The organism is Pseudomonas sp. ASL3 (assembly GCF_056680425.1).
In genome coordinates this window covers 1,184,131-1,210,553 of record NZ_CM155281.1, presented here as the reverse complement: position 1 = coordinate 1,210,553, position 26,423 = coordinate 1,184,131, and the positions used below count along the sequence as shown (strand labels likewise).

Here is a 26,423-nt window from a genome sequence, read left to right as displayed (position 1 = left end):
CCCCATGAACGAAATGACACAATGCGCTAAGCCTCGTCTTGCCGTCCCCGTCAGTGACGAGACTGTGCGCGCCTTCCAGACTCAGGGCGCGGTGTGCATCCGCAATGCGTTTTCTGCGCAGCAAATCAGCGAACTGACCCAAGGCATCGAGTGGAACCTTGCCCATCCCAGCCCTCGCGCAAAAGTGGCGAGCAGCGCCACCGACCCGGGATGGTTCTTCGAGGATTTTTGTAACTGGCAAGAGAATGCGCACTATCGCAACCTCATTTTCAACTCCGCCATCGCGCCTATCGCTGCCGCCCTGCTGAACAGCCAACACGTGCGCCTGCACCATGACCACTTGCTCGTAAAAGAGCCCCATACGCGCCAACGCACGCCTTGGCATCAGGACCAGCCTTACTACAACATCAGTGGCTCGGACACCGTGAGTTTCTGGATTCCCGTCGATCCAGTGCCCAGGGAATCGACCCTCGAGTTCATAGCGGGTTCACACAAGGGACCCTGGTTGATGCCTCGGTCTTTCATGGACAGCCAGGCCAAATGGTTTTCCGAGGGAACCCTGGGCGAGCTACCGGATATAGAAAGCCACCGCGAGGACTTTCCCATCCTGGGATGGGCGTTGTCGCCGGGGGACATGGTGTGTTTCAACATGTTGACCTTGCATGCCTCTGCCGGGGTGGGAGGGCAAAACCGCCGTCGCGCGTTTTCAGTGAGGGTCATCGGCGATGACGTACGGCATGCTCCGAGACCCTGGGCCACCTCACCTGATTTTCCTGGGCTTCGGGATACTCTGGCGTCAGATGTTCCTATGGAACACGAGCTGTTTCCGACACTTTGGCATCGCGGGATCTGAATGTCCGAGCGATGCCGTGAAAAATGCCTCCAGCATCCCGGCTATGGCGCTTAAACTGCGCGCTCACGAACGACTGATAATTAGCTAATGAATTCAGATGCCCTCTCCCTCCTGCAACAGCATTTAATCTCCGCTTTAAGTGCTGTACCTGACGAAGCCCGACGTTTGTTTCACGGCCGGGGTCTACGCTGGGAGGGGCTTGAGGATGTGGCTGTCGACTGGCTGCAAGGCGTGCTGTTGGTATCGCTGTACAGGGAACCCAATGAGCCCGAGATGGCCGCTTTACGGAGCATGCTTTCGGCCCTGACGCAGTCCCCCGCCTGGCAGCAGGCAAAGGCTCATGCATTGCTATTGCAGCATCGCTACCGTCAGGACAGCACAACGGAGTGGTTGCTGGGGGATACGTTTGATACCGGTGTCATCACTGAGAACGGCCTGCAATTCAAGTTGGATTTTGGCAGAAACCAGAACACGGGGTTGTTCCTGGATATGCGCTATGGGCGCCGCTGGGTCCAGGCTCATGCGCAAGGTAAACGTGTGCTGAATCTGTTCGCGTATACCTGTGGTTTTTCTGTGGCCGCCATTGCCGGCGGCGCGGAGCACGTCGTGAATCTGGACATGGCCAAGGCAGCGTTGAGCCGGGGGCGAGAAAACCACCGTCTTAACCAGCATGATTTGAGTCGAGTCAGTTTTTTAGGCCATGACCTGTTCAAATCCTGGGCGAGAATAAAAAGAGACGGACCCTACGACCTGGTTATCGTCGACCCACCCTCTTTTCAGAAAGGCAGCTTTGTACTGACCAAGGATTATCAAAAAATCCTGCGCCGCCTGCCTGATTTGCTCAACCCACAAGGCGTGGTCCTGGCATGCATCAATGACCCGGGCATTGGCCCCGAATTTTTAATCGAGAGCGCAGCTAATGAAGCGCCAAGCCTGAGCTTCCAGCAGCGCCTGGAAAACCCGCCAGAGTTTGCCGATGTCCATCCTGCTGGCGGGTTGAAGGCGTTGATTTTTTCATTGAATAGCGACCTTGTCGTGAACCCGACGGAGTAGCGCTGCAACCAGACATCTTGCGCCGGGAACGGCCCCTGTGGGAGCTGGCTTGACTGCGAAGAATGCACCGCGGTGTGTCAGGCATACCGCCTTCGCAGCGGGACGCGTAGTTGCAAGCCTGCTCCCACAGTTCACGTGGGCTACTCCGCCAGCAGGGCGCGGGGTCAGAACCGCACGTCAGCTGTGTTTTTCAGCTTCACGAAGGGCCCGTTCAACGTCAGGTTGTGATGCTCGATAATCAGCTTGGCGGGCATCGCAGGCGTATCCATGCAGGTATGCCCGTCAGCCACCAGCACCACCTGAAAGCCAAGATCTGTTGCGACGCGGCACGTTGCGTCAATGCAGTATTGCGTTTTCATCCCGACGATCACGACCTCATTGACGTCCGCTTCTGCGAACCGTTCGGCCAGCCGAGTCCCCACAAAGCAGTTGGGGCGGATTTTATCGAACACCGTATCTTTCCTGATATCCACCTCGAGACCCGGCAGCAGCTGCCAAAGCGCGCTCCCCTGCTCGATCGGCGAGCCCTGCGGCCCTGTGTGCCGAACCGCAAAAACAGGCGCGCCAGCCTCGTGCGCCTTACGGATCAGCTGGTTGATATTCCCCAGAACACGCGTCCCTTCGAAGGGCTCTTCGGGGCCGTTGAACATCCCAACCTGCATGTCGACGATCAATAGCGCAGAACGTTTAGGGTCTAAGTCACTCATCGGTATTTCTCCATGTTGTGCCCGCCAGGACGGAGAAACCGAAAGGCCCCGTCCATTGCTGGCGGGGCCTTGAGGTGTTCACGCTATTTTGCGCTCATGAACCCACCTCACGACCCGCCATAGGCGGTCGTGGTGATCGTGGTGGTGGCATGGAGCGCAATAATGTTCATGGAGGCATCATGCTGTCAGCGCTACAGGACGTCAACGCGCCTTCTATCAAGCAACGAATAACTCATTGAAAAATAACGAATAAATTTTAAGTTAAGCACCGATTCAATGTAGGAGAGACCGGGACGCGTAGTTTTGTCTGCGAAGACCATACGGCGCGATCTGTCAGACCCACCGCGTTGAATGGTCTTCGCAGACAAGTCAGCTCCTACGCCCTCCGGGCAGAATCGGGACCGAGTTTGCTGCGCGACAGCGCGGCGTCGAAGACGGGGCGAGGCCTCTTATCAAACAACAGACATGTTTTCAGTCAGATTTTGCTGCATGAAGTCCAGAAAGCGGCGTTGAAACAGCATGGTGTGTTCATGCGCAGCCTGTTCGGCCAGGTCAGCGTTCCGATCGGCAATAGCGTCGATCATCTCGTCGTGGTCACGCCCTAATCGGGTAGTGCTTGCGGCGCTGATGATGTAATCGAAATGAAGGTGAAGAAGCCGTTGCCCTTCGCCCAACAACTTTTCGTAGTAACTGATGAAGTACGGGTTTTTCCCGGCAACGGCAATGGCCATGTGGAAGGCCTTGTTCATTTCCGACATGGCCTGGAAGTCACCGGTGCTCACCGCATCAAGGTACGCGGCATCCGCCGCTCGGATACGCGCCAGGTCCTCGTCGTTATGCTGCGTTGCGGCGAGCCGTGTCACCACGCGCTGAATCAGATCCAGTGCCGAGATGTAGTTCGGAAACTCTTCGATTTCAAACGGAGTGACCAAGGTCGTGCGGTTGGGCAAGATCGTGACCAGGCCCTCACTGATCAGCCGAGCGAGTGCGTCACGCACGGGCGAGCGAGACAACCCGAATTGCGCTGCCAGCGACACTTCATCCAGCGGCATGCCGGGCTTGAGCTTGAGCGTCAAGATCTGCTTGCGCAGCTCTTCATAGATATACCGACCGCCATGGCGTTTGCCGTTGCCAGCCTTTTCAGTAGGGGTGTCTGTGCTCATAAAAATCACTCTCGACGCTGCTGGCCGAACATTCAGACCAGCAGCAACTTTAACACCTGCTCGCGAAGGGTTAGAAACCTTCGCCCCAGGTATCGCTCAGCATGAAGCCTTCATGCAAGGGGTCATCGGGATCGATACCGATCTGCTCAAGTCCGTATATCCATGCACGGCCGGTGATCCTCGGCAGGACCGCAGGCCTGCCACCCACTTCCGTGTGACCCAGTAGCTCGACCTTGAACTCGCCGCCAATGATTGAGCGAGAGACCAGCTGGTCACCAACCTCAACCAGCCCGCGGGCACTCAGTGTTGCCAGACTGGCTGAACTGCCCGTCCCACACGGCGATCTGTCAACTCGCCCGGGGGGCAGCGTCGTGCAGGTTTGGTAGGTCGTGTGATCGAGGCGATTTCGGAACATCACATAGGCGACCTCATCAAGCGCTTCAAACAATGGATGGCGCACCTTGACCTGTTGCTTGATCAGCGTTTTCAGACGTACGCCTTGGGTAGCCAGTTGCCGTGCATTTTCTGGAGCGATGGTCAGGCCGATCTGCTCGACATCGACCAGCGCGTAGTAAACGCCGCCAAACGCGATATCCGCTTTGAGGGTGCCAAACTCGGCGGTCTCGATAGCGACATCAAGCTGCTCGACAAACGATGCAACCATGTCCAGCGACACGCTCAGGCAACGCCCATCTTCGCACTGCGCCCGGGCCGTCACCAGACCCGCAGGTGTATCGAGCACCACGGTGGTCACAGGCTCTTGCATCGGTAACATGCCCAGTTCAAGCAAAGCCGTCACCACGCAGATGCAGTTACTCCCTGACATGGGGTGAGCCTTGTCGGCCTGCAGGACGATGAAGCCCGCTTGCGCTTCAGGTCGAGTGGGTGGCAAGAGCAGGTTCACTGACATTTGCAGGCACCCACGCGGCTCGAGCATGACCAACCGGCGCAGACTATCGTCCACGTCGTTGATGTAGTTCATCTTGTCGAGCATGGTCTTGCCGGGGATATCAAGGACCCCGCCGGTAATGACCTTGCCGATTTCACCTTCGCAATGCACCTCGGCCATTTGCAGTGTTTTTTTCCAACGCATGGCGGCCTCCTCTACTTGATGTACCAGCCCCAAGGCTGATCGCTGTCGTAACGTGTGATCTGTTTCGTTTCCAGATAGTTGTTCAGGCCCCATTCGCCCAGCTCACGCCCGATCCCGCTCTGCTTGTAACCGCCCCAGGGCGCTTCGGTGAAGGTGGGCTGTGAACAGTTGATCCAGACGATACCGGCACGCAGGCGTCGCGCTACCCGCTCGGCACGCTCCAGGTCCCGCGACATCACAGCGGCGGCCAAGCCAAAACGGGAGTCGTTGGCACTGCGCAGCGCGTCGGCTTCGTCATCAAAAGGACGAACGCAGACCACCGGTCCAAAGATTTCTTCCTGCCAGATCCAACTTCTCTCCGGTACGTCAGCGAAAATCGCGGGTGTCAGGAAGTAGCCCTTGTCGCAATGCGCCGGACGAGTCCCCCCTGTGAGCAAGGTCGCGCCCTCCTCCCGGCCACGCGCGATGGCTTCAAGCACCTTGTCGTATTGACCCCGGCTGACCAATGGGCCAAGTAGCACGCCCTCTTGCAAGCCGTTGCCGATGCTCAGGCGCTGTGTCTGCTCGACCAAGCGCTTGAGCAGAGGCTCATAGAGCTCACGCTGAACCAACACCCTTGAGGTGGCAGAACACACTTCGCCCTGGTTCCAGAAGATCCCGAACATGATCCATTCGACCGCAGCCTCGATATCGCTGTCATCGAAAATGATGAACGGTGATTTCCCGCCCAACTCCAGGCTGATGTTTTTGATGTCGCGCGCAGCCGCCTGCATGATCCGGCTGCCGGTGGGAATGCTCCCGGTAAAGGCCAGCTTGTCGATGCCAGGGTGTTCGCTGAGCGGTGCACCGGCATCCGGGCCCAGGCCGGTTACCACATTAAGTACACCTGCAGGCAGACCGGCTTGGTGTGCAATGTCGGCCAGCTCCAACGCGGTCAAAGGCGTCAACTCAGAAGGTTTGAGCACGATGCTGCACCCCGCAGCCAGTGCGGGTGCGACCTTCCAGGCGGCCATCAGCATCGGGAAGTTCCAGGGAATGATGGCCCCGGCTACGCCCACCGGTTCTTTACGTGCAATCGATGTGAAACGCTCATCCGCCAGCGAAACAGGCTGCTCGCGATGGCCATCCAGGTCTTCAGCCAGACCCGCATAGAAGTCGAAACAACCCGCCGTATCGCCGATGTCCCACAGCGCTTCAGGCAATGGCTTGCCGTTGTCGCGGACCTCCAGCTCAGCCAATTTATCCTGGCGCTCGCGTATGCCCTCTGCGATGCGACGCAAAATGGCGGCGCGCTCCGCGCCAGACATCTGTGGCCACGGTCCCTCATCGAAGGCGCGACGAGCCGCTTTTACAGCGCAATCAACATCTTCGGCGGTCGCGGCAGCCACCCGAGTGATGACCGTTTCATTACTCGGGTCGATGGTCTCGAAAGTACCGCCTTTCACCGGGCGTACCCATTGGCCGTCGATGTAGAGCTGATCATAGGCATTCATGCATGGCCTCCAGAAAGGGCAAAGCGCTTAGCGCTGAAAGGGGTCAAGTCCTGTGCCGGCTTACGCCCGGACACCAGGTCAGTGATAAGCCGGCCAGTAGTCGCAGCCAACGTCAGGCCAAGTTGACCGTGACCAAACGCCAGGAACACGTTGGGCAACCGTGAGCTGCGGTCGATGACAGGTTTGGTATCCGGCAGGAACGGGCGATAGCCAACGCCGAACTCGACAGCGTCGACTTGTAGCTGGGGAAGGACTTTGCGCGCCTTCTCCAGAATGATTTCAGCGCGCTTGTAATTGGGCTCGGCGTCCTGGCTCGCGAACTCAATAGTGCCGCCGATTTGCAGGCCACGGGTCATCGGACTGAAGCAGAAACCGCCATCGGAATAGATGATCGAGTGACGAAGCGCCACGCCGGGAGTTGGCAGCAGCACTTGATACCCTGCAATACCCGCCAGAGGAACCTTTGCCCCCATCTGCTCGAAGAACTTCCGCGACCCCGTCCCGGCGGCAATCACAACATGGTCGGCCGGATGGCGCTCACCATTGCTGAGCGTTACTCCGCTGGCACGGTCTGCGACCTCATCAATGTGCTTCACTTCAGCGCGCAAACGTATTCCGCCCTGATCAAGAAAGCTATGAGTCAACGCCGCGATGAATCCTTTGGTATCGCTCACTGCGCGCCAGTCGGAAAACAACAAACCATGGTTGAATTTCCCTGCCAGAGCGGGTTCCAGATCAGCGATAGCCGCACGATCCAGCACCTCGGACTTGAAGCCCAGCGCTTGTCGAAGCTCCAGATGGGGCCCCTCGTGCTCAAGCCCGGATGACGTATCGAAGACTTCAATAATCGGTCGTTCGCCCATCAATGTCTTGTCAGCGCACACATCAAGCAGTGGCGCGTAGTCTTCATAGACGTGATGAGTCAGCGTCGCCATGTCTTGTGCAATTTCGACAATCTTCGAATGACGAGCGCAGGCAACGAAGCGCAGAAACCACGGCAAAATGCCTGGGAAAGCGCTAGGCCGCAGGGCCAGAGGGCCCTTTTGGTCCAACAACCAGCCCGGTATCTTCTTCAAAATGCCGGGCTTGGACAGCGGGATGACTTCGCTCACCGCCATCTGCCCGCAGCTCCATTTCGCGGTGCTGTCGCCGGCAGCCGCCGGGTCGATCAACGTGACGCGATAGCCCTCGCGTTGCAGGTAGAGCGCACAGCAGACGCCGACAATACCGCCGCCGACCACGACCGCGGTTTCCTGAGGGACCGATTGCAGGGGCGTCATAGCGCTGTCTCTTTGGAAGGCGCGGGACTGGCAAAATCCTCCAGGCTGAATCCACCCCACCACGGCTCGCTGTCGTCGACGGTGTATTCGGAGCGACCTGTGATCCAGGCCCGACCTTCAATACTGGGTCGGATCGCCTCAAGCCCATTGCCCAGATGCAATTGCTCTTCAACCCGGCCGACAAAGTGGCTGCCGATCAGGCTCTCATGGCGATAGGACTGATCGGCTTTCAGCCAGCCGCGAGCAAAGCGTTGGGCCACGCGTGCCGAGCTGCCTGTGCCACAAGGCGAACGGTCGATCAGGCTGTCACCGGCAATGACCACACTTCGTCCGTCAGAGTCGGGCGAAATAGGAGCGCCGGTCCACATGCAGTGCTTGACCCCGCGTAGGGAAGGATCATCCGGGTGGACCACGTCCAGCGTCTGGTTGACCAGCCCCTGCATCTGCCGTCCCCAATCGAGCAGTTGCTGGGGGGTGTAATGCTCACAGCCAAGGTAGTTAGGCTGGACTTCAACAATCGGGTAAAAATTTCCGCCGTAGGCGATATCGACTTTCAGCTCGCCCAGCGCGGGCAGTGAAACCACCACATCCCGGTGGAGCAAAAACGACGGCACGTTGGTGAAACGCACCGAGGTGATGTTCTGCCCCTGCCGGGTATACGTGGCATGGATTTGCCCGGCGGGAACATCGACCACAACCTTACCCGGCCGTTTCGGCGTAACCAGTCCACTTTCCAGGGCAAGGGTGATGGAGCCGAGGGTGGCATGACCGCACATCGGCAGGCATCCCGAGGTTTCGATAAAGATCAGGCTGAAATCGGCCTCGCCGCTGAGGGGCGGGTAAAAAATCGTACCTGACATGTGCGAGTGCCCTCTGGGCTCCAGCATCAAGGCCCGACGTATCCAGTCGAACTCAGCCATGAATTGCTGGCGGCGCACGCCCATGTTGGCGCCACTCAACACGGGACCGCCATCGATGACCATGCGAACCGGCATGCCTTCGGTATGGCCTTCGAGACAGGTAAAACGATGTCGTGTCATGTCATTAACTCCCGAGAACCCGCATCGGTGGACGTAGCCGCCGACGCGGGCAGATCATCAACGTTGGGACAGTTCGAACGCTTTGCGGAACCCGGCCTTCTCATCATCAGTGAGTGGCTTCAATGGCATGCGCGCATTGCCGGCGTTGAAACCTGCGAGCTCGCAGCCATATTTGACTTTCTGAATGAACTTGCCGGATTCCATGTCGGCCAGGACCGGGAACAACGAACGCATGACCGCCTGAGCCCCGATCAGGTCGCCGGCGGTGTATTTGTTATAGAACGACATGACTTGTTCGGTCAGGCAATTGGCAGGCCCACAAATCCAACTGGTCGCGCCCCAGAGGAAGAAATCCAGCGCCTGATCGTCAGAGCCGCAGGACAACTGGAAGTGGTCTTTGTAGGTCCCGCCGATTTCGATGGCGCGCAGCAGGTTGCCGCTGCTTTCCTTGATGCCGATGACCCTATCGTTGTCCTTGAAGGCCTCCAGTACGCTGAAGCCCACTTCGACGTTGGTGCGAACAGGATAGTTGTAGAGCACCAGGTCGATATCCGGCACCGCATCCAGAATCGCCTGGTAGTGACCAATCAATTCATCCTGGGAAGGCAGCGCGTAATACGGTGGCGCGATGAGCAGATGGGTATAGCCGGCATCTCGGGTCTGTTTGACCTGTTCGATGACTTCACGGGTGCAGGAGCCATTGGCGCCGGCGATCAGCAAGCCACGCCCACCCACCACTTCACGCACGGTGGCCAGCACCTGACGGCGCTCATCATTGGTCAGGGCGTAATATTCACCAGTCGAGCCCAGCGGTACAAAACCACTCACGCCGGCCTTGAGCTGGAACTCGATGATGGAAGCGAGCATGTCGTAATCGACCGCGCCAGATGCGTCGAATGGGGTGACCAGGGCTGGCAAAATACCTTTGAGTTGCTGCATGAAAAATCTCCAGTTTGATGGGGTGTTAGTACGCGTAACGTCTGAGCATCCGGGCTTCGATCACGCCGACCAGCCGGGTCAGCGGAAACGCAACGAGGAAATAGATCACCGCTACCGCCGTCAGGAACTCAACGGGCCGCGCGGTGCTGTTGGAAATGTTCTGCCCCACAAACATCAAGTCAGCGATCCCCACTGACGAGATCAGCGCACTCTCTTTAAACAGGCTGACCACGTTCGAAAGCAGTGGGGGAACGGCCCTGAGCAAGGCCTGGGGGAAGATCACGTAAAGAACCTTGTTCCACGAAGCCACTCCCAATGCGGTGCATGCATCGTGCTGCTCGCTCGGAATTGATTTGAGCGCGCCACGGAAGGTCTCACTGGTGATTGCCGTCATGTACAGGGTCAAGGCCAGCAACACCGAGACGTAAGGCGGGATCGAAATACCGAATACGACCGGGAAGCAGAAGAACACCCAGAACAACTGAATCAGCAACGGAGTGCCGCGAAACAGCTCGACGTAGAGCCCGGTCGGGATACGGATCAGCCGGCTGCGCGAGAGTCGCAACAGGCTCAGCAGGAACCCGGCCAGACTGCCCAGCACTGCGCAGCCGACGGTAAAGGCCAGAGTCAATGCCAGTCCTTTAAGGAGCACCTGCCAATAAGAAAAGACCACGGTGAAATCGATATGCATGACCTGATCCTCAGCGCTGAAGCGCAGCGTCCTGACGTCGCTCCATCACCTGCACCAACTGCGAGACAGGCAGTGACAGCGCAAAGTAGATCAGGGCGATCAGCGAATAGGTTTCAAGAGGTCGATAGGCCTCGGTCGCGATGCTTTTGCCGACGTACATCAGATCCGCGACAGCCACGATGGCCACCAGGGCACTCTGTTGCAGGATCGAAATCCCGTTGGTCATCAGCACCGGTAACGCCGTGCGCAAAGCCTGCGGCAGAATCACGTACAGGGTTCGCTGCCAGGGCCGCAGACCTAACGCCACGCAGGCATCGAGGTGTTCTTTCGGCACCGCCTGAACCCCGGCCCGATAAGCCTCGGCGTTGAACGCGGTGAGGTTCAGCCCCAGCGCCAGGATGCCCATGACAATCGGATCGATGAACACGTTGAACAGCATCGGCAGGCAGTAAAAGAACCAGACAATCTGCAACAACGCCGGGGTGCAACGAAAGAACTCGATAAACAACTGCGCTGGCCAACGCACAAAAAACCAGCGGCTCAGGGTGAGCAGGCAAAGACCGAATCCCAGTAGCAAACCAACGACGTTCGACACCAACGCCAGCTCTAACGTGACCTTCAGGCCATCCCACAGCACGCCGTAGTTGCTCGTCAGAAAATTGAAATCGAATTGATAGTTCATGACCCCAACCCTCAGTCCAGGTGCAAGACTTTTTCCAGGAACTCGCGAGTTCGCGGCTCCTTCGGTTGCGTGAAGATTTGCTCGGGACGGCCTTGCTCCACGACTTTGCCGTTGGCGCAAAACACCACGCGCGTTGCGATGTGTCGGGCAAAGTGCATGTCGTGAGTGACGATGATCATTGCCATCTTTTGCTCAGCCAGTTGCTTCATCACGTTCTGCACCTCGATGACCATTTCCGGGTCCAGGGCCGACGTAACTTCATCGAACAACATCAGCTTGGGCTCCAGCATCAAGGCCCGGGCAATCGCCACCCTTTGCTTCTGGCCACCCGACAGCTGGCTGGGATAAGCGTTGAGCTTGCTTTCGAGTCCCAATCGGGTGAGGAACAGGCGAGCTTTTTCGATGGCCTGGCCCTTGGAAAGACCATGCACTTTCATCGGTGCGAGGATCAGGTTGCTCAACACCGAGAGATGGGGAAACAGCGTGTAATGCTGGAAGACCATGCCCACCTGGGTTTGCAAACTCACGTCGAGTGGTTTGCCATGCCGCTTCGAGTTGCCGTTGATGTACGGCTTGCCCTGAAAATGGATCGTCCCGCCCTGAATGCTTTCCAGACCCATCATCACCCGCAACAACGAGCTTTTACCGCTGCCGCTGGGGCCAATGATCACCAACCGATCATCAGCGCGCATGTCCAGGTCCAGGTGGTCCATCACCACCAGCCCTTCGCCGTAGGTCTTGTACACATCACGCAGCTGGATGAAGTCGCCACCCGTCGAATCGTGGGCGAGCGAAGGCTGTGGCTGGGCGGCCACGAGATAAGGAGCTTTCATAAACCGTTCTCCGGGAGAGCGCCGATCAAGCACGCTCTCGAGAGTCATTGATGTTTACTGGGAGGATTTGCTGGTGGCGATGGCTTGCAATGAAGCCTTATCGACCAAGGCATCGATCTCACCTGTCTCACGGCGCTGAGTGAGATAGATGTTCAGCACCTGAAGGTCAGCCGGGGTGGCATTTCGACGAACGCCGAAGGAAACACCTTGTTTTGCCAACGCAGGATTAGGGAGGACTTCCTTGGCCCAATCCGGATTGGCTACAGCAAAGAGATGATTGGTATCGCTCGCGTCGACCAGTACATCGGCCCGTTTCGACATGACGGCCAGACGGGCTTCGTCCATACCGGGCAGGCGCATGATCTTGCCCTGTTTGACCACCGCAGAGATCGCCTTGTCCTGGGCAGTACCCGACATCACCGCGAAGGTCACGCCTTCCTTGTCAAAGTCGGCAATCGCATTCTTGGCATTGGCAAACTTTGGATTGTCCTTGTTCACCAACAGGGACACTTGGTAGTCGGTTGCCGGTACCGAGAAACCCACTGCCATTGCGCGCTCGGGCGTCTGGTTGAGGGCCATGGCCAGATCCCACTTGCCACTTTGCAAACCTGCAACCAGATTATCCCAGCTGGTATCGACGAACTCGACTTTGACTTTCAGCACTTTTTCGCCGAAGTCGCGGCACAGATCCACGAAGTAACCGCTGTAATCCCCTGAACGAGCATCACGCATGACGTATGGCGCGGCGACGGCAGCTCCGCAACGAAGAACACCTGCTTTTTGAATGTCTTGCCAGAGCGAAGGTTCAGCAGCGTGAGCAGGAACCTGGGTGAGCAACGCACCGACGGCGGTAGCGCAGACGAGCATTTTGCGGATAGAGCGAGTGAGGAACCAAGCCATTTTGACCTCTCCAATGATTTCGTTGTTATAGGCAGGAAGGTACAAGTCGTGTTGCTGCGCTGTCATGTGTGCAGCGCTGTATGCAGATTAGAATTGAACGAATCGAACTGTCAACCTGCGACGAAATATTTTTTTGGACGGGTGACCGAGCGGTCGAATGACCGCTCACTGAGGCGGGATGATTTAGATTGTCTGCTGGATAGCGTCGAGAAAGTGATCAAGGATCAGACTGGGACGCCGGCCTTTGGCTGTTACCACGGCCAGCGGTGCATCGAAATGCAACCGCTGCGCAGCGATGGATTTCATCAAACCTTTCTCCACCCAACCCGCAGCGTAGTGGTCAGGAAGAAACCCGATATAGCTTCCGGTCAGGATCAAAAATGCGATCCCTTCACGGTCGGTGGCCGTCGCGGTGCAGTCGAGCAACTGGTGCAAACCAATCGCTTCTGCGGTCATTCGGTAACTGGGCACGACCGCATCGACATGACGCAAATCGTCGTTGGCAACGTCGCCGACCCGATCAAAAAGCGGGTGTTCCCGACTGCAATACAGGTTCGAGCGCTCGTTGTAGAGCAGGCTGTACTCCAGGCCTGAGAGCGGCGCTATCAGCGGGATGGCGCCGACATGCAAGCGTCCATCCAGCAACCCACGCTCGATCTCCCCCGGGGTGCTCATGCTCAGGTTGATGGTCACGCCTTCGCCTTGGCGGCGCAGCGATTTCAACGCGCTGGTGATGCGCATCTTCGGTTGGGTGACCAGGTTATTCATGACCCCGATATTCAGGTCGCCGCGCAGTTGACTGTGCAACTGATTCACTTCACTGCGAAATCCCTCGATGGCGCTCAGAACCGCTTCACTGGAACGTAGCACTTCCCTCCCCTCGTCGGTAAGAGCGAAGCCCGCTCGCCCGCGCTGGCACAAGCGCATGCCCAGACGCTTTTCCAGATCACTCATGTGCAGACTGATGGCGGACCGGCTGATGCCGAGGGCGGTTTCAGCCGCGGTGAAACTGCCGCACTGCACCACCGTCTTGAACAACCGAATCAAGCGCAAATCGAAATCGCTGACTTGGCTCAAGGGATTTTTTTTGCTCATAGGTGAGTTTTTCTATATGTGAACTTAAGAAGATCAAGATTTAACTCACCCATCGATTTGTCACAAGCTCCGTCACAGGAAAATCCTCAGGAGCCCGACGATGAACACACCCTTGCTTGAGCCGCCGTGCGTGTACACGGCGGGATACGTCTTGGGGCCATCGTGAAATGACCTCATATGACGAACGTACTTATTTTTCCCAAGCCGCCTTGGCGATATGCAGACCATGCAGGCCGTTGTAGGCAGCGCGCTCCGGTTGTTTCCAGCCTTCGAGCAAGGCGTCATCGAGCTGATAGATCTCCACCCCCAGCGGACGGCAAACGGTCAGCGGGTCTTGAGCATCCGGGCCCCACATGGCCAGTGACAGGTCACCACCGGGGCAGGTAGACAGGGCGCACAGCACATCGATTTCCGCGAAAAACTCCAGATAGTCACCCTTCTTCGCCGGACAGGCTTTCATGAAGTACATGTCGTCGTGGTTGAGGCCGGTGCACTGGAAGATGTTCAGCACATCATGCACGTCGAACTCGGTCAGCCCATGGGGCAGCACGGCACGGGTCAGGTTGGAGTGACAGTGATGATGGAAGTCTTCGCCGGTCAGCATCTTGTTCACGTACGGGTCGCAACGGGTGCCGAGCAGATCGTGAAGACGTCCGCCGTGCTCATCGATGCCGTAATCCGCCAGGCTGTCGTCGGTGATGGTCACCATCGGCCGCAGAAACGGCAGATTCGACCACAGCCGGTCGTATGTGCTGACGTGTGCGCCTTGCAGTTGCCGAGTCCGCGCCGCCCACATCCGTTCGCGCGGGTCATTGGCGTTCCAGATGTTGAAGTCACCCACCTGCGGGCCGACCGGCGTCGTCACGCGAAACACCTGCCCCGCCGTGACTTTCCAGGCGCGACCGGTGCGAATCGGTACTTCAAACTGTTCAACGAGGGTACGTGCGGATGTCTGCTCGCGAATGCGGTCATAAAACGCTTTGTCCACGTTAAGCGCAGAGCCTTTACTGACTTGATAAGCCGCAGGGTAGTCTTTGTACATGGGTCAAATGCCTCTCGAAGGGAAAAAGGGCTGACACGATCAACGCTTTGAATGTAACAATTTATCGCGAGAAAAACGCCACATACCGCCCATGGATCTGGAAAAGCCACGCATGTCCACGCTCTCTCCCGCCGCGTCACCAAACGTTGCCACCACCACTCAGGGAGTCGACCCGGCTCGGGTGGCCTTTATTGCCGCGCGCATTGACCGGCTGCCGACGGTCGCGACCCTGTGGCGATTGGTGGCGTTGTTATCGATTGGCGGCTTTTTCGAGCTGTACGACCTGTTCCAGACGGCCTATATCAGCCCCGGCCTGATTCGCGACGGTATTTTTGCCACCGGCAATCTGGGCGTGTTCGGATTTTCCGATCAAGCAGCGTTCGCGTCGGCGACCTTTCTCGGGCTGTTTCTGGGCGCGAGCCTGCTTAGCCCGATAGCCGACCGTTTCGGTCGCCGGGCCATTTTCACCTTCGCCCTGATCTGGTACACCGTCGCGACGGTGCTGATGGGCGTGCAAAGCTCGGCACTCGGGATCATTTGCATGCGCTTTCTGGTCGGGATCGGGTTGGGCATCGAACTGGTGACCATCGATGCCTACTTGTCGGAACTGGTGCCAAAACGGATGCGCAGCTCTGCGTTTGCGTTCGCTTTTTTCGTGCAATTCCTGTCGGTGCCAGCGGTGGCGCTGATGTCCTGGTGGCTGGTGCCGCAAGCGCCTTTCGGTATCTCCGGCTGGCGCTGGGTAGTGCTGGCCAGCGCGGCATTTGCCCTGTTTATCTGGTGGCTGCGCTCGCGTCTGCCCGAGTCGCCGCGCTGGCTGGCGCAGCAGGGCCGGTTCGACGAAGCCGAGCAGATCATGGACGATATCGAAGCGCGCTGCGTGCGTGATCACGGCAAGACCCTGGACGAGCCTGAACCAGAAATCGTCAGCGTCGAAGGCAGCGGCCATTTTGCCGATATCTGGCAACCTCCGTACCGCCGCCGAGCCTTGATGCTGATCGTGTTTCACGTATTCCAGGCCATCGGTTTCTTCGGCTTTGGCAACTGGCTGCCGGCGTTGTTATCCGGCCAGGGCGTGAGCGTCACCCACAGCCTGATGTACGCCTTCATCATCACCCTCGCCTATCCGCTCGGGCCGCTGCTGTTCGTCAAGTTCGCCAACCGCTTCGAGAACAAATGGCAGATCGTCAGCTCGGCATTGGGTGCCATGGTGTTCGGAACGCTGTTTGCGCTGCAAACGTCAGGCGTAGGACTGATCATTTGCGGGGTGATGATCACTTTCTGCAACGCTTGGCTGAGCTTTAGCTATCACGCTTATCAAAGCGAACTGTTCCCGACCAACATCCGCGCCCGCGCCGTGGGTTTCTGCTATTCCTTCAGCCGCTTGTCGACGGTGTTCAGCAGCCTGTTGATCGGCTTTTTCCTCGACCACTTCGGTACGCCTGGAGTGCTCGCCTTTATCGTCAGCAGCATGTTGATCGTGATGATCACCATCGGCCGCTTCGGCCCGCGCACGCGCAACCTGGCGCTGGAGAACATCGCGCATCGTTAGCCGATTATCGGAACCGTTGGACACCCGATGTCGTTCATTTCAACTTTGCACCCACTCGACATCCGTGATGCCGAAATGCTCGGCATACAGTCTCGAGACCCTGGGCACTTTATCCAGTCGATACTTGGGGATCCGGCCGATACCTGCGTCAACGCTCGCGTGGTGCCAGGCTTCGGTGTTGTCCATGAACTCAGCGCTGATGTAGAACGATTTGAACACGCCATTGAGCAAGTAATCGATTCTGTAGTGTTTGTATTGGGTCATCCCTTGGGTGCCTCATGAGTCATGGCCTAGAGCATCAGATGACCCTTTCTGGTGGGAAAAAATTCAGTCGTCAGTTACGAGCGATTGTAGCCTGACACATCGCGAACAAGATTTGAGTACAGCCCCTATTCAGCGGCCAGCCTCGATTCTGTAGGAAATTCCGCCCCCCGTCTTCGACGCCGCGCTGTCGCGCAGCAAACTGGGTCCCTGTAGGAGCTGCCGAAGGCTGCGAAAAGGTCGGCACGACCTTCAGCGGTCTCAAGAAAGCGACCGGTTCCCGGTCGATCGCAGCCTTCGGCAGCTCCTACAGGGGATCAGCGTTAAGCTGAAAATTTATGCTTTATTTTTCAACGATTTATAGGTTGTTGATGAGAGCAGGCTTGCAACTAAGCGTCCCGCTGCGAAAGCGTTGGGTCAGGCTCAAATATTCCGCAAGTCATGATGCTCTTCTTTGCACGACTGGCCTCTTCGCAGGCAAGCCTGCCCCCACATCTAGTTGATCCGGCATGCCAAAAAATAATCTTTTAAAACCAATGACTTAAATGACGCTTGAGGGGCTTCACCGGATCAAGTGGGTGTTATGAGTTTTGGAGACGTTCCGGGTATAAGTCCAAACCACCAAAATGAAAGTAAATGGCATTGCGAAAACGCTCCCGATTTCGAAACCCGCAAGAGCGTTGCTTGAGCCGTTGAATGCGTGCGTTCATGCTTTCTGCATGGCCGTTATGCAGGTTCAACACGATGGCGTTGACGATGCCCCACAGTCGTCGCTTGATCGTTTTGGCGACTTTCCACATCGGTGGCAGCCCACTGTTCAAGGCCCATTCCAGCCAGTGGTTCCACTGTTGTTCGACCTCATCCCGATCCTTACCTCGCCACAACTGCATGGCCAGATCTTTGATCGCCCACGCTTTGGCTGTACGCAACGAACCCTCTCGCAACGACTCGAAGGTTGCCTGTTGTCGCTCAGTCATGTTCTCAGCCCGCTTGAGCCAGACGTATTTCGTGTTCTTGAGCACCGTGGAGCCGGCCTTTAACAACTCGCGGTTCTCCATATGACGCACTCTGTCCAGCGCCTCACTCAACAGCTTGGCCACATGGAACTTGTCGAACGCTATTTTGTGCATGGCATCCGGAATATGACGCTGGGTCGCGCTGATAAAGGCGGGCCACATATCCATCGAAACGCCCGTAATAGCTTGCTTCTGGTCGCTATTGAGCTTCGTATAAAACGCTTCCAGGCTCTGGGTGAGGTTGCCGTCTTCCACATGCAAGACCTGACCCGTTGCGGGGTCGGTCACCACGGTGACGTACTCGCGACGCTTTTGAAACGAAGTCTCGTCCACACATATCTGGGTCGGTGATAACGGTTTTCGACGCGCCAATCCGCGTCTGACGGCGCGAGCCATGATCCGGTCAATGCTGCCCCAGCTTGTCTGGAGTTGACGCGAGACCGCCTGAATACTGGCTTCCTGGATCCAGTTGATCACCAATGCTTCAAACATCAAGGTGAAACCTGAACCAGCGTCTGCCCACGGGACCTCGACAGTCACCACGCCATGCTCGGCGCAATGAACTCTGGGCACCTCAGCCTCTAGAATGGTCACGAACTGACACGTATCAAGATGCCGCCAACGACGTTTGCGTTTGTCATAACGCGAAGCGTGCAGGCCACATTGCGGACAGGTGAACGCAGCAGCATCAGATACTCCAACGCCGACAACGACTTGCCCCAACGCACGGTCAAGGTTAACTGCGACCACTTTCCACGGTGCCTGGAGCCCAAGGATTTGGGTGTATAAATCGATATCTTTCATGGGGAGGAGAATAGATTACCCACTCAAAACGGTGAAGCCCCACGCTTGAAGGAAATGTCGCCCCGTCTTCGACGCCGGATTTCAGCCAGCCACAGATTTAGCGCCGAGCATAGATCCACCGTAGGAGCTAACTTGTTCGCGAGGCGATATACCTGACGTGCCACCCTAAGCGCTTCGCCAACAAGTTGGCTTTCAACAACCTGTACGTCGTTGAAAAATAAATAATAAAAATTATGTGAACTTTCAGCCAAACGCTGATCCCTCTGTAGGAGCGCGCTTGACCGCGATGGACCACGAAGCGGTCCCGAAAATGCTGAGCACCGTTCCACTGCCAGAATCGAGTTCGCCGATTTTGCGACTGCTGCGCAGCCGATCGCGGGCAAGCGCGCTCCTACATTGACCGAGTTTGCTGCGCGACAGCGCGGCGTCGAAGACGGGACAGGATCTCCTACAGAAAAATCCAGCCTGATTATTCAACGAATCCCCAGTCGCTTGGCCAGCCGACTGAGGTTGGCGCGATCCAGGCCCAGTTCCCGGGCGACGTCGGCCCATTTGCCCTGATGCCGGACCAATGCGTCGCTGATCAGGATTTTCTGGTAGGCATCCACCGACGCCTTCAAGCCTTCGCCTTCTCTGACCCTCGGCACCTCGCCGTTCGTGACCGATTCCACTTCCGGCATGTCATCGTCCATCCCCAGCGCCTGGGACTCGATGGTGAGAATGCGCGGGCGCTCGGCGTGGGTCGACAGGGCCTTGAGCGTGGCGCGGCTGATCAGATGCTCCAGTTCGCGGACGTTGCCCGGCCAGGTGTAACTCACCAGCAGCTTTTGCGCCTCGGGGTTTAGCCGCAGGCTTCGCAGGCCCATGCGCGCGCGGTTTTCTTCGAGAAAAAAGCCGGCCAGCAGAAGGACATCCCGTCCCCGCTCGCGTAGCGGTGGTACCAGTAACGGATAAACGCTGAGCCGATGGTAAAGGTCGGCGCGGAAACGCCCGGCTCGCACCTCTTCGGCGAGATCACGGTTGGTGGCCGCAATGATTCGCACGTCGACATGGTGCTCCTGATCAGAGCCGACGCGCTGCAACTGGCCGCTCTGCAATACCCGAAGCAATTTCGCTTGAACCGGAAGCGGCAGCTCGCCGACCTCATCGAGAAAGATCGTGCCGCCGTCGGCCAGTTCGAATTTGCCGCTGCGCCCATTGACCGCACCCGAGAACGCGCCTTTGACGTGGCCAAACAGCTCGCTCTCAACCAGCAGTTCAGGCAACGCCGCACAGTTAAGGCTGATCAGCGGTTTCTGCGCCCGCGGCGATTGCAGGTGGATCGCTTCGGCCACCAGCTCTTTGCCGACGCCCGTTTCCCCAGTGATCAGCACCGACAACGCGCTGTTGCCCACCAGTTGAATTTCTTGCTGCATGCGCTTGTGAACAGCGCTCTGGCCAATCAGTTCGCGAGGCCCACGTCCACCCGCCGCGCGTTTGTAGACCTCGGCCAACTGACGCTGATCTTCGAAATTGCGCGCCAGCTGGTTGATCCGCTCGCTGGCCATCACCGTCGCCGCTGCCAGGCTGGCAAAGGCTTCGAGATTGTCCAGATCGACCTGGCCAAAGCTCGACGGGTCCAGCGCATCCAGGGTGATCAGCCCCCAGGGTTTGTCCTGCAGGTACAGCGGACAGCCGAGGCAGTCGTGGACTTCCAGATGCCCCTGATGGCCGTCGACCAGCCCATCATACGGATCAGGCAGACCGCAATCGGTGGAGAACCGGGTCGGACCACGGTTCTCCAGAAGGATCTTGAGCCGGGGATGCTCGTCGACCTTGAACCGCCGGCCCAACGTGTCTGGACTCAACCCTTCTACCGACAGCGGAATCAGCACATCGCCTTCGAGCTTGAGCAACGCCACCGCATCGCACGGCAGCATCTGGCGCAGTGAGCGCAGCAGACGTCGATAGCGTTCTTCATCCGGCAATTCGCGGGAAAGATCGGCGACCAGTGGCACCAGCGCCAGCAGGAGTGGATTAGTCATGATGATTCCGCAGGGGTCCATTGGAGGTCGGCAAGCATAACAGAGGTCAATATGACTCCTGCAAGGTCATAACGACAACTTCACAACGAGTCATTAGGACACGATGTTTTTCACCCCGAGGCCGGACGGTGGTCCGGGTTAGAACGTCAGTGACTGCCGCCGCTCAAGACCGCTGTAGACGGTAGTCCACCCAACTTCCTAAACTGTCGACCGATATCGTGCGATGTTTTGCGCAATTTGGGGATCGACTGATGAATCGCAATGAACTGCGCAAGGCCGACATCAACTTAATGGTGGTATTCGAAACCCTGATGCAGGAGCGCAATGTGACCCGCGCCGCCGAGAAGCTGTTCCTCGGCCAGCCGACCATCAGCGCCGCGCTGAACCGTTTGCGCGCCCTGCTCAATGACCCGTTGTTCGTCCGGGTCGGCCATCGCATGGAGCCGACAGCCAGGGCTCAGGAAATCATTCAGCACCTGTCGCCAGCGCTGGACGCCATGTCCGTGGCCCTGAGCCTGACCCGTCCCTTCGATCCAGCCAATAGCACCATGACCTTCCGTATCGGGCTGTCCGACGACGTCGAGTTCGGCCTGCTGCCAGCCCTGCTCCGATCCGTGCGCGAGGAAGCACCCAAGATCGTAATCGTGGTCAAGCACGTGGACCATTGGAACATCTCGGACTTGCTGACGACCGGGGAAATCACCGTCGGTATCAGCCGGACAGAGGATCTGCCCGCCAATGCCAAGCGCAAGCTACTCAGGAGTTTTCAGCCGCGGGTATTACGCGCCGATCAGTCATCGACTCCGCTGACCCTCGACGAATACTGTTCGCGACCGCACGTGGTGGTATCGCATACCGCCGATATCAGCAGTTTCTCCGATGAGTGGCTCAGAGCCATTGGCCGCAAGCGTCACGTGGTGCTGTCGATTCCGCAATACAGCACCCTGCCCGCGCTGATGGCTGGCACCGATCTGCTGGCGAGTCTTCCGGATTACACCGCAACCGCCATGGCGGCGGCCTCCAGCGTGTTGGTCGATGAGCCGTTGCCGTTCATTACACCGACCCTGGACCTGTCCATGGTCTGGCTCAGCATTAGCGACACCGACCCGGCCGAACGCTGGTTACGGTCGAGGCTGGAATCGTTTATGAGCGACAGGCCGCAAAAGCCTGTCGCGGCTGAAACCGGGCTTAACCGAAGCGACCGGTGATGTAGTCCTCAGTCTGGGACTTGCTCGGTTTGGTGAAGATGGTGTCGGTGTCGCCGTGCTCGATCAGTTCACCCATGAACATGAACGCGGTGTAATCCGAGACCCGCGCCGCTTGCTGCATGTTGTGGGTGACGATAATCACCGTGAACTGCTCTTTGAGGTCGGTGATCAGCTGTTCGATGCGCCCGGTGGAAATCGGGTCGAGGGCCGAAGTCGGCTCGTCCAGCAGCAACACCTGAGGGCGCAAGGCAATGGTGCGGGCGATGCACAGGCGTTGCTGCTGTCCGCCGGACAGGCTTTGCGCACTCTGCTTGAGTTTGTCCTTGACCTCATCCCATAGGGCCGCGCCATTCAGGGCCTGTTCGACGCGATCATCCATTTCCCCACGGGACAGCCGCTCATGGTGACGCACGGCGTAGGCGATGTTGTCGTAGATCGTCATCGGGAACGGCACCGGCTTCTGGAACACCATGCCAACGTGGCTGCGCAGGCGGTTCATCGAGTAACCCGGTGCGAGAATGTTCTCGCCGTTGAGCAGCACTTCGCCCTTCGCTTCTTGCTTGGGGTACATGGCGTAGATGCGGTTGAACACCCGCAGCAATGTCGACTTCCCGCAACCCGAAGGCCCGATGATCGCGGTGATGCGCTTCTCGGGAATATCCATATTGATGGATTTCAGCGAGCGTTGGTCGTTGTAAAAGAACTCCAGGTCGCGCACCCGAATTTTGGTTCGCTCATTGGCTAGGGCAAGGCTATTCATCAGGTCAACCTATTGCGCAAAAGGATCAAGCGGGAAAGCAGACTGAGCGCCAACACGAAGAGTGTCAGTACCAATGCGCCCGCCCAGGCCAGGGAATGCCAGTCATCGAACGGACTCATGGCGTACTGGAAAATCACCACCGGCACGCTGGCAATCGGTTTGAGCAGGTTGCTGCTCCAGAACTGATTGCCGAACGCGGTGAACAACAGCGGCGCCGTTTCACCGGTAATCCTGGCCAGCGCCAGAAGAATCCCGGTAACGACCCCGGCTTTGGCTGCCCGCAGGACGATTTGCAGGGTCAGCTTCCATTGCGGCACACCCAGCGCCAGCGCGGCTTCGCGCATGGTGGACGGCTGCAACTGGAGCATTTCGTCAGTGGTACGCACCACCACCGGGATCACCAGCAAAGCCAACGCCAGTGCGCCGGCGATGGCCGAGAAGCCCATTTGATGATTCGTCAGCACGTTGAGCGGCAGAATCACCCCGGTGTAGATAAACAGCCCCAACACAATGGACGGCGCCGAGAGCAGGATGTCGTTGATAAAGCGGATCGTGGTGCCCAGTCGGGTATGCCGTGCGAACTCCGCCAGCCAGATCCCCGCCATCAGGCCGATCGGTGTACCAATCAGCAAGGCCAGCCCGGACATCAGGGCACTGCCGTAGAACGCATTCGCCAGCCCGCCTTCAGTGCCGGGCGGCGGCGTCATCTCGGTGAATAGACGCAGATTCAGTGCCTGGAAACCGTTGATGATAGTGGTCAGAAGAATCCACACCAGCCACAGCAGACCGAAGAGCGTGGCGCCACAGCTGAACACCATCGCCAGCCAGTTTTTGATAGCGCGATTTCGATAAAGACTCTCGTTGCCGGTCATAGACCCTCCTTACGCGAAAGGCGCATCAGCATCAGTCGCGCCAGTGCCAGCACGACGAAGGTGACGATGAACAGCAAGAAACCCAGCGCGATCAGCGCCGAGCGATGCAGGTCGGTGTAGGCCTCACTGAATTCGTTGGCGATCACCGAAGCGATGGAGCTGCTGGGCATCAGCAAGGAGGCCGAGAATTGTTGTGCGTTACCCAGCACGAACGTCACGGCCATGGTCTCGCCCAACGCACGACCGAGCCCCAGAAACACGCCGCCGACCACCGCTGAGCGGGTGTATGGCAGGACGATGTCCCAGACCACTTCCCAGGTCGTACTGCCCAAGGCGTACGCAGACTCCTTGAGGGTGGTGGGCACGCTGCGGAACACCTCATGCATCACCGACGTGATGAACGGCATGATCATGATCGCCAGGACGATGCCGGCCGTCAGCATGCCGATCCCCAGAGGTGGCCCCTGAAAAAACTGGCCGATAAAAGGCAGTGCGCCCAGATAGTCATTGATCCAGGGCGACAGGTATTGAGCCATGAACGGGCCGAATACAAACAGCCCCCACATGCCATAAATAATCGATGGAATCCCGGCCAGCAGTTCGACGGCCGAAGCGATCGGCATCCGCAGCCATGGCGGCGCTACTTCAGTGAGGAAAATCGCGATGCCGAAGCTCACAGGCACGGCGATCAGCAAGGCCAGAAATGACGTGACCAGCGTGCCGTAGATCGGCACCACGGCGCCAAAGTGGTTGTTGACCGCGTCCCACTCAGTACTGGTGAGAAAGTCCAGGCCAAAGGTCCTGAACGCCAGACTGCCCCCCCACAGGGTGGAGGCGGCAATGCTTGCAAGCAAAAACAGCACCAGCAATGCGGCGCCCTGCATCGAGCGTCTGAACCAGAGGTCATGACGCTGATCGCGGGCGGCTCGCATATCGCCAGTGCTGTCGGCCTTGGAAAGCGTCGTGGACATGGTTCGGGTGTTTTCTGTCATCAATGGTCCACTCGCAAGAACGCCCCCCTTCATCAAACCCGGCGGGCTTGATGAAGGGGGGCCGAACGCTTCAGATTAATGGCTGAAGTCGGATTTCCAGTAACCTTCAATGCGCTGGACCAGCGAGCCCGGCAAAGCGACATAGTCCAGTGCGGCAGCTTGCTGCTGGCCATTTTCCAGCGACCACTTGAAGAAGTTGAACGCAGCCTGGCTTTGCTCGGCATTCTTCGGTTGCTTGTACATGATGATCCAGGTGGTCGCCGTGATCGGCCATGCGTTGTCGCCCGGCGCATTGGTCATGATCAGGTTGAAGTCCTTGGCGCTGGCCCAATCGGCAGTATCAGCGGCAGCCTGGAACGCCTTGGCGTTAGGCTCGATGAACTTGCCCGCGGCGTTTTTCAACTGTGCATGGGTCATTTTGTTTTGCAGAGCATAGGCGTACTCGACATAACCGACCGAGTTCTTGATCTGCTTGACGTAAGCGGCAACACCTTCGTTACCCTTGCCACCCACACCGACCGGCCATGGAACGGTGGTGCCGAAGCCGATCGCGCTCTTCCAGTCTGGGCTGACTTTGGCCAGGTAGTTGGTGAAGTTGAACGAAGTGCCGGAACCGTCAGAGCGGTGAACCACAGTGATAGGGCCGTCTGGAAGTTTCACACCCGGGTTCAGCGCGGCGATGGCCGGGTCGCTCCACTTGGTGATCTTGCCGAGGAATACTTTGGCCAGGGTTTCGCCGTCAAGCTTGAGCTCGCCAGGCTTGACGCCCTCGATGTTCATCACCGGCACGATGCCGCCGATCACGCTAGGGAACTGACCCAGGCCTGCAGCCTTGAGGTCATCCTCGGACAACGGGGCATCGGAAGCGCCGAAGTCCACGGTCGCCGCCTTGATCTGGGCAATACCGCCACCCGAACCAATCGACTGGTAGTTGATGCGGTTGCTGGACGTTTTGCCGTAATCCTGCGACCACTTGGACAGCACTGGGTACACGAAACTCGAGCCAGCACCGGTTACATCAGTCGCATGTGCCATACCGCTCAGGCACAACGACGCCAGTAAAAGCGACAGACGGTTTTTAGTCAGCAACATCACGGCAACACCTCAAAAAGGGGGTTTTGTGGATTCGCCCACAAGGAAGGGGCCGTGACGATTTAATGCTTAAAATATTTCTGCTTGATGACAGTGAGGCAAGATGTTGCGAGATAGTAGGCACAGCATCGTCAGCATGCAACGTTCGGCGTGATTGCCGAACGCTGAGTGACCATTGAAATCAGTTCGGATTATTCGCCGTAGGTATCGAAATCGAAGTACTTCTGGCGAATTTTGTCGTAGGTGCCATTGGCCCGAATCGCCGCCAATGCCTGATTGAAACGGCCTGCCAGCGGATCGTTCTTGAGCACGGCAATACCGATACCGGTGCCAAAGAATTGCTCTTCGGTGAAATTCGGGCCGAGCTTCATTCCTTCTTGAGCCCGTTCAACGCCCTGCAAACGCCTGCTCCAGCTTCTTGAGGTCGAGCTTCTTCATTTGCAGCATGGCCATCATGACCCTGGCGGATTTCTCCGCGTCACTATGATCAATCATGTCCAGCAGCAAGCGTGGAATGACTTGCCATGACACCCCGAATTTGTCCTTGAGCCAGCCGCACTGCTGAGCCTTGGCGTCGCCCCCGACCGAAAGTCTGTCCCAGTAGTGGTCGATTTCGGCCTGCGTCTGGCAATGAATCTGCAGCGAGATAGCCTCGTTAAAGGTAAACGCCGGTCCTCCATTGAGTACCGTAAACGTCTGCCCTTCCAGCTCGAAGATAATCGACATGACAGAACCCGCCGGCCGCTGATGAACCTCGAATCCCGCTTCGCCATAACGGGTGGTGCCGATGACCCGCGAGTCTTTAAAGATCCCGGTATAAAATGCGACCGCTTCTTCCGCTTGATCGTTGAACCATAAGCACGGAGTGATTTTCTGGATGCTTTGCATGGAGTCTCTCCTGTCGGTGGACGTCGTGATCATACATAGCGGCGATTACCCCTTAGTCGTTTTCGTGCACCCGGAATCGACAGCGTCCGC

General features: G+C 57.8%; 26 protein-coding genes. 4 read left to right on the top strand and 22 right to left on the bottom strand.

All coding sequences use genetic code 11. The features are described from left to right. The first annotated feature begins 4 nt into the window (after positions 1 to 4). Both AC1MEE_RS05470 and AC1MEE_RS05465 read left to right on the top strand, forming a co-directional pair. Complete coding sequence (locus tag AC1MEE_RS05470) at positions 5 to 853, top strand: phytanoyl-CoA dioxygenase family protein (protein ID WP_480414298.1); 849 nt, start codon at positions 5 to 7, stop codon at positions 851 to 853. An 87-nt stretch (positions 854 to 940) separates the two neighbouring features. Next, the gene (locus AC1MEE_RS05465) at positions 941 to 1,906 is read left to right on the top strand and encodes a class I SAM-dependent methyltransferase (RefSeq protein ID WP_480414297.1); all 966 of its coding nucleotides are present in this window, start codon (positions 941 to 943) and stop codon (positions 1,904 to 1,906) included. A 164-nt stretch (positions 1,907 to 2,070) separates the two neighbouring features. On the opposite strand, the gene AC1MEE_RS05460 is transcribed toward AC1MEE_RS05465, so the two are convergent. The 13 genes from AC1MEE_RS05460 to AC1MEE_RS05400 form a co-directional block, all read right to left on the bottom strand. Beyond that, a complete protein-coding gene (locus tag AC1MEE_RS05460) occupies positions 2,071 to 2,613 on the bottom strand; it encodes a cysteine hydrolase family protein (protein ID WP_480414296.1) in 543 nt (180 codons plus the stop codon). 452 nt (positions 2,614 to 3,065) lie between these two features. Beyond that, complete coding sequence (locus tag AC1MEE_RS05455) at positions 3,066 to 3,776, bottom strand: GntR family transcriptional regulator (RefSeq protein WP_480414295.1); 711 nt, start codon at positions 3,774 to 3,776, stop codon at positions 3,066 to 3,068. Positions 3,777 to 3,846: 70 nt separating this feature from the next. Further along, complete coding sequence (locus AC1MEE_RS05450) at positions 3,847 to 4,869, bottom strand: proline racemase family protein (protein WP_480414294.1); 1,023 nt, start codon at positions 4,867 to 4,869, stop codon at positions 3,847 to 3,849. An 11-nt stretch (positions 4,870 to 4,880) separates the two neighbouring features. Next, positions 4,881 to 6,362: an aldehyde dehydrogenase family protein gene (locus AC1MEE_RS05445; protein WP_480414293.1), complete on the bottom strand. Its 1,482-nt coding sequence runs from the start codon at positions 6,360 to 6,362 to the stop codon at positions 4,881 to 4,883. After that, on the bottom strand, positions 6,359 to 7,642 hold the full coding sequence (locus AC1MEE_RS05440) for an NAD(P)/FAD-dependent oxidoreductase (protein ID WP_480414292.1): 1,284 nt from the start codon (positions 7,640 to 7,642) through the stop codon (positions 6,359 to 6,361). The genes AC1MEE_RS05445 and AC1MEE_RS05440 overlap by 4 nt, the downstream gene beginning before the upstream one ends. Beyond that, positions 7,639 to 8,682, bottom strand: a complete 1,044-nt coding sequence (locus tag AC1MEE_RS05435) for a 4-hydroxyproline epimerase (RefSeq protein WP_480414291.1) — start codon at positions 8,680 to 8,682, stop codon at positions 7,639 to 7,641. Before AC1MEE_RS05435 ends, AC1MEE_RS05440 begins: the two co-directional genes overlap by 4 nt. Positions 8,683 to 8,739: 57 nt before the next feature. Then, complete coding sequence (locus tag AC1MEE_RS05430) at positions 8,740 to 9,621, bottom strand: dihydrodipicolinate synthase family protein (protein WP_480414290.1); 882 nt, start codon at positions 9,619 to 9,621, stop codon at positions 8,740 to 8,742. Positions 9,622 to 9,646: 25 nt separating this feature from the next. Beyond that, positions 9,647 to 10,312: an amino acid ABC transporter permease gene (locus tag AC1MEE_RS05425; protein ID WP_480414289.1), complete on the bottom strand. Its 666-nt coding sequence runs from the start codon at positions 10,310 to 10,312 to the stop codon at positions 9,647 to 9,649. A gap of 10 nt (positions 10,313 to 10,322) precedes the next feature. Then, entirely contained in the window at positions 10,323 to 10,994 is a 672-nt protein-coding gene (locus AC1MEE_RS05420; protein WP_480414288.1) for an amino acid ABC transporter permease, read from the bottom strand. An 11-nt stretch (positions 10,995 to 11,005) separates the two neighbouring features. Continuing rightward, entirely contained in the window at positions 11,006 to 11,827 is an 822-nt protein-coding gene (locus tag AC1MEE_RS05415; protein WP_480414287.1) for an amino acid ABC transporter ATP-binding protein, read from the bottom strand. Between the two features lie 54 nt (positions 11,828 to 11,881). Then, positions 11,882 to 12,727: a substrate-binding periplasmic protein gene (locus AC1MEE_RS05410; protein ID WP_480414286.1), complete on the bottom strand. Its 846-nt coding sequence runs from the start codon at positions 12,725 to 12,727 to the stop codon at positions 11,882 to 11,884. Between the two features lie 183 nt (positions 12,728 to 12,910). Beyond that, positions 12,911 to 13,822, bottom strand: coding sequence for a LysR family transcriptional regulator (locus AC1MEE_RS05405; protein WP_480414284.1), 912 nt, complete (start codon positions 13,820 to 13,822; stop codon positions 12,911 to 12,913). Between the two features lie 190 nt (positions 13,823 to 14,012). Then, complete coding sequence (locus AC1MEE_RS05400) at positions 14,013 to 14,864, bottom strand: urea carboxylase-associated family protein (protein WP_480414283.1); 852 nt, start codon at positions 14,862 to 14,864, stop codon at positions 14,013 to 14,015. Positions 14,865 to 14,976: 112 nt separating this feature from the next. Between AC1MEE_RS05400 and AC1MEE_RS05395 the strand changes: the two genes are divergently transcribed. Continuing rightward, positions 14,977 to 16,416, top strand: a complete 1,440-nt coding sequence (locus AC1MEE_RS05395) for an MFS transporter (RefSeq protein WP_480414282.1) — start codon at positions 14,977 to 14,979, stop codon at positions 16,414 to 16,416. A gap of 39 nt (positions 16,417 to 16,455) precedes the next feature. Here AC1MEE_RS05395 and AC1MEE_RS05390 read toward each other — a convergent pair whose 3' ends face one another. The 3 genes from AC1MEE_RS05390 to norR form a co-directional block, all read right to left on the bottom strand. Then, positions 16,456 to 16,680, bottom strand: coding sequence for a DUF6555 family protein (locus AC1MEE_RS05390; RefSeq protein WP_480414281.1), 225 nt, complete (start codon positions 16,678 to 16,680; stop codon positions 16,456 to 16,458). 578 nt (positions 16,681 to 17,258) lie between these two features. Beyond that, positions 17,259 to 18,497 carry an ISL3 family transposase gene (locus tag AC1MEE_RS05385; RefSeq protein ID WP_480412525.1) on the bottom strand — a complete coding sequence of 413 codons (1,239 nt, stop codon included), beginning with the start codon at positions 18,495 to 18,497 and terminating at the stop codon, positions 17,259 to 17,261. 473 nt (positions 18,498 to 18,970) lie between these two features. Continuing rightward, the gene (gene norR / locus AC1MEE_RS05380; RefSeq protein ID WP_480416158.1) at positions 18,971 to 20,524 is read right to left on the bottom strand and encodes a nitric oxide reductase transcriptional regulator NorR; all 1,554 of its coding nucleotides are present in this window, start codon (positions 20,522 to 20,524) and stop codon (positions 18,971 to 18,973) included. A 248-nt stretch (positions 20,525 to 20,772) separates the two neighbouring features. Here norR and AC1MEE_RS05375 point away from each other — a divergent pair, with 248 nt between their 5' ends. Next, complete coding sequence (locus AC1MEE_RS05375) at positions 20,773 to 21,729, top strand: LysR family transcriptional regulator (protein ID WP_480414280.1); 957 nt, start codon at positions 20,773 to 20,775, stop codon at positions 21,727 to 21,729. Here the strand turns inward: AC1MEE_RS05375 and pstB are convergent. From pstB to AC1MEE_RS05345, 6 genes are all read right to left on the bottom strand, one after another. Continuing rightward, positions 21,710 to 22,489: a phosphate ABC transporter ATP-binding protein PstB gene (pstB, locus tag AC1MEE_RS05370; protein ID WP_480414279.1), complete on the bottom strand. Its 780-nt coding sequence runs from the start codon at positions 22,487 to 22,489 to the stop codon at positions 21,710 to 21,712. The two genes, AC1MEE_RS05375 and pstB, sit on opposite strands and share 20 nt — an antisense overlap. Then, the gene (gene pstA, locus AC1MEE_RS05365) at positions 22,489 to 23,361 is read right to left on the bottom strand and encodes a phosphate ABC transporter permease PstA (protein ID WP_480414278.1); all 873 of its coding nucleotides are present in this window, start codon (positions 23,359 to 23,361) and stop codon (positions 22,489 to 22,491) included. The genes pstB and pstA overlap by 1 nt, the downstream gene beginning before the upstream one ends. After that, on the bottom strand, positions 23,358 to 24,353 hold the full coding sequence (gene pstC, locus AC1MEE_RS05360; RefSeq protein WP_480414277.1) for a phosphate ABC transporter permease subunit PstC: 996 nt from the start codon (positions 24,351 to 24,353) through the stop codon (positions 23,358 to 23,360). The genes pstA and pstC overlap by 4 nt, the downstream gene beginning before the upstream one ends. Before the next feature lie 75 nt (positions 24,354 to 24,428). Further along, entirely contained in the window at positions 24,429 to 25,445 is a 1,017-nt protein-coding gene (gene pstS, locus AC1MEE_RS05355; RefSeq protein WP_480414276.1) for a phosphate ABC transporter substrate-binding protein PstS, read from the bottom strand. Positions 25,446 to 25,636: 191 nt separating this feature from the next. Further along, positions 25,637 to 25,846, bottom strand: a complete 210-nt coding sequence (locus AC1MEE_RS05350) for a hypothetical protein (protein WP_480414275.1) — start codon at positions 25,844 to 25,846, stop codon at positions 25,637 to 25,639. Continuing rightward, entirely contained in the window at positions 25,833 to 26,333 is a 501-nt protein-coding gene (locus tag AC1MEE_RS05345; protein WP_480414274.1) for a VOC family protein, read from the bottom strand. Before AC1MEE_RS05345 ends, AC1MEE_RS05350 begins: the two co-directional genes overlap by 14 nt. Between the last annotated feature and the right edge of the window lie 90 nt (positions 26,334 to 26,423).